This window comes from bacterium (genome assembly GCA_040755795.1).
Taxonomy (GTDB): Bacteria; UBA9089; CG2-30-40-21; order CG2-30-40-21; family SBAY01; genus JBFLXS01.
The window spans coordinates 1-7,296 of sequence record JBFLXS010000193.1 but is presented as its reverse complement, the minus strand read 5'-3'; the positions used below and the strand labels follow the sequence as shown (position 1 = coordinate 7,296).

At 35.0% G+C, this 7,296-nt stretch carries 5 protein-coding genes; all 5 read left to right on the top strand.

The features are described from left to right. Positions 1 to 134 precede the first annotated feature (134 nt). Entirely contained in the window at positions 135 to 1,769 is a 1,635-nt protein-coding gene (locus tag AB1414_12420) for an extracellular solute-binding protein (GenBank protein MEW6608228.1), read from the top strand. Positions 1,770 to 1,917: 148 nt separating this feature from the next. Next, a complete protein-coding gene (locus tag AB1414_12415) occupies positions 1,918 to 2,043 on the top strand; it encodes a hypothetical protein (GenBank protein ID MEW6608227.1) in 126 nt (41 codons plus the stop codon). Positions 2,044 to 2,163: 120 nt separating this feature from the next. Then, a complete protein-coding gene (locus AB1414_12410) occupies positions 2,164 to 5,439 on the top strand; it encodes an FG-GAP-like repeat-containing protein (GenBank protein MEW6608226.1) in 3,276 nt (1,091 codons plus the stop codon). Between the two features lie 101 nt (positions 5,440 to 5,540). Then, positions 5,541 to 6,083 carry a hypothetical protein gene (locus tag AB1414_12405; protein ID MEW6608225.1) on the top strand — a complete coding sequence of 181 codons (543 nt, stop codon included), beginning with the start codon at positions 5,541 to 5,543 and terminating at the stop codon, positions 6,081 to 6,083. A gap of 535 nt (positions 6,084 to 6,618) precedes the next feature. Continuing rightward, complete coding sequence (locus AB1414_12400; GenBank protein ID MEW6608224.1) at positions 6,619 to 7,185, top strand: hypothetical protein; 567 nt, start codon at positions 6,619 to 6,621, stop codon at positions 7,183 to 7,185. The last annotated feature ends 111 nt before the right edge of the window (positions 7,186 to 7,296 follow it).

The following is a 7,296-nucleotide window of genomic DNA, read 5'->3' as shown; positions in this document are numbered from 1 at the left end:
ATAATAAAATTTTTTTAAAAAATATTCGTATGCACGCTTTTAAGGTCTAAAACTTGCCTATCCCCTTGATTATTAAAAGGTTAGCACCATTTTATGGTCCATCTTTGAGGGGAAGTTCCGTTATAAGTGAGGCTATGAATCAAAATATAGATACAAACACACCAGATATTATGCAACTTGGTACAACATGGACCGCCTATTTAGGTTATCAAGGTGCCTTATTAAATATAGCAAAATATATAAATCAAGATTCTTACACATCTACTTCAATAAAGAATTGTAAAGTGGTTGGTTCTACGCAAGTTTATGGTTTGCCGTGGTTTGCAGACCCATGGATATTTGTATATTGGAAAGAGGCTATTGATAATCCTAAGAAGGATTTTAAAGATTGGAGGCATTTTAAGAACACATGTCTAAGAATTCAAGATAATATTCGTAAAGGAAAATTAAGAGGAAGGAAAGCCACTTGGGGTATTCCTATTGCCCGGGATTGGAATCTATTACATATGCTTGCTATATGGATATGGAGTGCTGGAGGAGAGATAGTACATATTAACAACGATTTTAAAATATGGTGGTGGTTGAGTGCTACACTACACGAAGAAAAAGCTTTAAAAGGAATCGACTTTTTGTTAGATTTAGTAGAGGCAAACTGTGTTGATTTACCTTTAGATAAAAAACTTCCTGAGATCACTAATGATTTTATTAATGGTAAATATGCGATGATTTTTACAGGTCCCTGGATTATAAAACAGTTAGGTAAGGACTGGAAGCAAAAATTTGGTATTGCGGAAGTCCCTAAGGGGATAGGAGGAAAATATACCTTTTGTGGAGGAGCTAATTTTGCAGTGCTTAAAGTCGCTGAAAAAAGAGGTAATTTAGATAAAGCAGTGGGATTGGTTAAATACTTATGCAGCCCTGATAGCCAGGTACAGCATGCAGAAATTACAGGTTCATTACCTACTTCAAAAGAAGGATTAGAGAAGTATATCGCTAAATATCCCTTCTGTAAGGTATTCAAGACAGCTACATTGTATCACTCCAAGGCCTATAAAAATACACCAGAGGTGGTTGAAAAAGAGATAAGTTGGGATAATATATATTTAATATGGAAAGAGATAGCGTTAGGGGAATCAATAGGTGGAATAAAGAAAATATTGAAGGCAACCTCAGATGAAATTAATAGAAATATCACTCGACTATATATCTTAGGAATTCCTTGGTATAAGATGTTTATATACTCATCACCATTGTTATTAATACTCTTGATTATAATAACTTGGAAGATTTGGAAATGGACAATCTCATGGAAAAGTTTGTATGAAATAAGAATTTATATGAAAGATATGCCCTCACAGGATAACGAGGAAGAGTTCCTCGAAAGATTATTTAACTCAGAAAATGTCAGGGTAGAGATAAAAAAGAGGAGAAAAGTATTAGAGGATATAAATAGGCAGATTAATAGCCCGCCCTACGAAAATCAATTATTATTTCTTTGTTTTATTGCCTATATGACCAAATATAAAAATAGATTCATCTCTCCTACTGAAATAGTAAAAGTCTCTCTAAAAAATGAAGAAGATGTCTCGGAAGAAGAAAGGCCTTTATATATATTTTCTAGAGAAATTGGTGTTTATAACAGGTCAAGATATAGTCAATGGATTAGAGACATTCGTAACCTCTTTCCTGAAGAAGAAAAAAATAAACTTCTTCCAATAGACTCCAAAGGACATAAGATTAATGGTATGATAAGATTTGAAAGAAAATAAAAGTTTTCTTTCTTTTCTTCCTTTCTCTAATGAAATTTTTCACAAAAAGGCTATTTTTTTAAAATTAACTGAGTTAATCACAGAGTAAATTAATGTTATAATAGATAAAAAATTAATTTTGATAGTGAATTGAGGTAAAGGTAAAAGAATGTATAAATCTAAATCAAAAATTCTCCTTAGATTAACGACAATAATTTTACTGATGATACTCTCCTCATCAGAGGTAATAGCAGAAGAGGTAAATTTTGGCTTTGAGACAGGGATAGAGGGATAGAAAACATCCAACTGATTCTAATAATAAAGTTATTTTCTGTTCCCCCAATCATCAGATATCAGAGAGGGCAAAGGAAAGAAATATTCTAAAAATTTTATAGGATTATAGGATGGTCAAATCATGTATAGAGCTATATCAAATCTTTTGGGGTTACTTATGGGGTTCCTGTTAGTTATATTTCCTTTTCCAGCTAAGGCTAGTTTAGATTATAAAGGAATATGTTATGGCTGGGGATTTCAAGGACAATATTCTTCTACAGCCTCGACGACTTCATTAGGTAATCTTAAAAATACTAACGCCAATTATGTAGGTATAATAGTAATATGGTATATGGATGGTACAATGTCAACTACCATTTATCCTGATGGTACTCTGACACCAAGTTATGAGGATGTAAAAAAGGTAATCAAGGATGTTCATAATGAAGGAATGAATGTAATGCTTAAGATTCATCTTAATGTTAAACATCCAGATAGTACTATTACTTGGGCAGGTGATATTCAACCTACAGATCCGAATGCCTGGTTTGACAGCTATGGAAGTCTTACTACTTATTACGCCAGAGTAGCTGCTGGTCAAAATCCAGTAACAGGAAATTCAGATCCACAGAATGACGGTGTTGAACTTCTCTGTATAGGTACAGAGCTGACGAGTATGACTGGTACCCACACATCTGAATGGAATGCAATAATTGATAACATTGAGAGTATTTATACCGGTTCATTGACTTTCTGTGCCAATTATCATATAGAATACGAAAATCTATGCTTCTGGGACAGAATGGATATTGTGGGTATCAGTGTATATAGTGATTTAGTCGGCACGAGCACCCCAGATCCCTCACTTATTCAGATAATAGATGCCTGGAGTGATAGCTGGAATGGACACAATTGGGTGCAGGAATTTGAAAATTGGCAATCTACTGTGGGGAAACCAGTTGCCTTTACAGAAATTGGATACTGTGCAGTTGACTATGCTGCTTATAAACCATGGGACGGACCTCGAGATTATCCTTATAACGGTGAATTGCAAGCCAGATGTTATAAAGCAGCCTTTGAGGTCTTTAAGGATAAGGATTGGTTTCGTGGGATGTTTTGGTGGATTTGGGTGAATGATCCCGAAGCAGGTACTGTTAGTAATCCTTATCGCCGTGATTACACTCCACAGAATAAACCGGCTCAGAACATCCTCACTATGTATTACACATCATACTACATTAGAGGCTCTGTTACCACCTCAACTGGTTTTGGCATAGAGGATGTAACCTTAACTTTATCTGGCGATGTCTCTACCTCCACTACTACATCTTCCAATGGTTCTTATGAATTTACTGGTTTAACAGTAGGAACATACACTTTGGTACCAACCAAATCTGGATACATTTTCGAGCCAGGTAGTATCATTTGTAGTCTTCCTCCAACCCAAGAAGATCAGAACTTTGTAGGAACACTATCATCAGCACCAATGATAATAAGTATTAATCCAAATACTGGTACAAATATAGGAACCATAAGTACCACTATTATTGGTTCTAACTTTCAAAAATGGGCTACAGCTACACTCACCAGGATTGGTGAATTTGATATAGTGGGTTCTACTACTGTAGAAAATTCTGGGACAATAACTGCCATCTTTGATTTGGAAGGAAAGCAACATGGAACATGGAGTGTGGTAGTAACGAATCCTGATGGTCAATCTGGTACCTTAACCGATGGATTTACCATAACAAGGAAAAGATTTACTGACTCTGAGATAAGTTTTTCAGGAGGGTATTTGGGGGATGTTGATTGGGGTGATTTTGATAACGATGGGTGGATAGACTTGGTTTTATCAGGGAATGCCATAACTCCCTGGATATATCGAAATAATAGAGGTACTTTTACTTACTACCAATCTCTAATAAAAACAGATCACGGCTCCCTTGCCTGGGGTGACTATGATAACGATGGTGATTTAGATTTGGCATTAACAGGAGCTATGTCAGGTTCAGCTACCAGAATCTATAAGAATGAGAATGGTACTTTTAATGAAGATATGAATCAATCCCTAATAGGGGTATGGGATGGTGATATTGCCTGGGCAGATTACGATAATGACGGAGATATAGATTTGGTAGTGGCAGGAGATAGTGATTCGGGTAAAATCTCTAAGATTTATAGGAATGATGATGGTATTTTGAATGAAGATATAAGTCAAAACTTAACAGGAGTAGGAGCTTTTAGTTCTGTTGCCTGGGCAGATTACGATAATGATGGAGATTTAGATTTGGCTTTGGCAGGACAGTCTAACTCAGATATAATTTCTAAACTCTATAGGAACGATAACGGGACTTTCACAGATACAAACCAGGATTTAAAAGGAATAAGTTATGGTGAGATTGCTTGGGGTGATTTTGACAATGATGGTTGGCTGGACCTGGCCCTGACAGGAAAGTTACCTAAAACTATAGTCTATAGAAACATCAATAGTATTCTTACTGAACATCAAAAGTTAATCTCCTTAGATGATAGTTCTGTAGCCTGGGGTGATTATGATAATGATGGTGACATGGATTTGGCCCTTGCAGGACAGCAGGGAACCATTACCTACCTCTATCGAAATGATAGTGGCACTTTTGTTAATACAAATCAGCTCTTACCTGGAGGAGGACTTTGCCCTCTTACCTGGGTAGATTATGATAATGATGGAGATATAGATTTAGTATTAAAAAATGGAAATATTAAGATATATAAAAACGATGAGGCTAATTTAACAGGTGGCAATAATCCTAACGGCACACCTACTTCTCCATATAGCTTAACTGCCGGTACCTATGCCAGTGGCAAGGTAGATTTAGGCTGGGGAGATGGTTCTGATACTGAAACACCAGCAAAAGGTTTATATTATAACATCAGAGTAGGAACAACCTCTGGAGGGAATGAAATTGTTTCATCTAAATATGGCACGCCATTGTTTGGTAACTACTATGGTTTGAAGACTAAATCTCTTACCTTAAAAGGTCTATCACCTGGTACTTATACCTGGAGTGTACAGACTATTGATACAGGCTTAAAAGCAAGTCCATGGGCAGAAGAGCAAATATTTAGAATAGAATTAAAGCCAGAAATAGTGATTACCAAAACAGCAAGAAATGTTACAAGAGATACACCTTTTGGTACAATTACTGATGCTATTTCAGGGGATGTGGTGGAGTTTAAAATCTTTTTGGAGAATGTAGATTTAGGCACGGCCACTGATGTAATTGTTACTGATACGGTTCCGGAAGGACTTACTTATATACAAAACAGTATTTCTGAAGGAGGTGATGAGTCAGAATTACCAGATTTAAGATGGGAAATAGGTGAAATTGCTCCTTATGGAACAGAGGCACTTGGTTTTAAGGCAAAAGTAGATTAGATTTTTGGTAAGCGGATTTAGCAGATTGAACGGATAAAAATAAATTCTGATATATCCGTTTAATCCGTTTACCAAAAAATAAAAGAGGAGGTGAAAAAGGTATGAGAAGAAGTATTATTAAATTGTTTGGGTTGGTAGTTTTAACCTTACTCATCCCATTATCTGCCAATGCAGTAGGTACTATTACCAACACAGCAGAGCTTGAGTATAAAGACCTAAGCGGAGGTACATATACGGATACAGGGACCTGTACAATACGAAAGTTAGGCACAGTTAATGTGACTATTGTTAAAACTTCCAGAAATATAACCAGAAGAGGAACGGGAACAGAATATTTTGATACTGAAACTGGTATTGCAGGTGATTTGATTGAGTATAAAATAACTTTAGAAAATCAAGGTGAAGATATGGCTACATTTACAGTGGTAAAGGATACTTTACCAGATGATGTTATCTATGCAACTGAAAGTATTAGACTTGGAACTCGAACATTGACAGATGCTCAAAATGATGATGAAGGTAATTTCACTAATGAAACAATTATTATAGGTAGAGATGAAGAGGGGACAACTGGTAATTTAGCAGGTATTAGTTTAAATGGTGGAGCTAAAATAGAGATTTACTATCGGGTTAGGATTAAATGATACTTTTAAATAGAGTACACGGATGTTCACGGATTAAATTTAGTAATCTAATTTAGCGACTAAACTTTTGCGTTTTTTGCTAACACTTTGTATTTCAATCTCTTGTGTAAATAAGGGGAAACGGGAAAGGGGGGAAAAGGAAAAAGAAGTATTTTTCTCTAAGTATAAGAAATATAGTTAGTTATACATGAAATTCTGTAACCGTTCAGGGTGTAACGAAGGGGAAATGGAGAAATTAGGGAAAAGGGGAAAAAGTATTCTTATTTTAGTAAGAAAATCATGTACTTTAGAATGTCATTGATAACTGATGAAACCTTCTGCTACCTAATTCCCCTACCCCTCTCCTTTCTCCCCATTTCCCCTTTTCTCCTTATTTACACCTGAACGCTTATGAAATTCTTTTTCCCCTTTCCCTAATTTTCTCCATTTCCCCTTTCTTACACCTAAAAAAACGCAAAAGTTCAATTAGCGAATAGAACGAATATAAAAAAGTGATGCAAAAATGAGAAAAATCATATCTTTAATAATTATAATATTGGTCATTTCTATAAACAATATTTATGCTGAAATTGTTAATACTGCAACTGTATCTTATAAAGATTTAGCTAAGAAAGAAAGTTTTGGAACAACTACAGCCATTATAAAGGTTTATACGAAGGTGATAGAACCTGGTACAAGTGGTATAGCCACATCTTCTGATTTAAAAGCAAGGTTAATTATCCCTGCTGGTGTACTTCCTACTATTGCTTATGTCAGAATAGATGAATACTCATACGAAGATCCGAAAGTTAGAGAAGCTAATGAGGATGCTGAGAAAAACTCTAATTTGAAACCAATATATGGAAATAAAAGCTATGATTTTATTATGGATAATGCTCAAGGTAAGTCTATTGGAACTCTTACTGGAAATGTAACTATAAGTATAGCCTATTCTGATATAAATAATGATGGTAAAGTTGATGGAACAAATATAAGAGTGCAAACATTAAAAATGTTTATCCTGAAAGATAATAAATGGGAATTAGTAAGTAATTCAAAACCTGATCATGCTCAAAAAATAGTTGAGGCTAATCTAAATCATGTTTCTATTTGGTTCTTCTAAGTTTTAAGTGGGTAAATAGTGTTTATTGAGTTGACCAAAATTAAGTTTTCCTGTAATCAAAAAGGTTACTATTTTAAAATTTCTGTAACTTCTAAAACCTCTGGCTTTAGC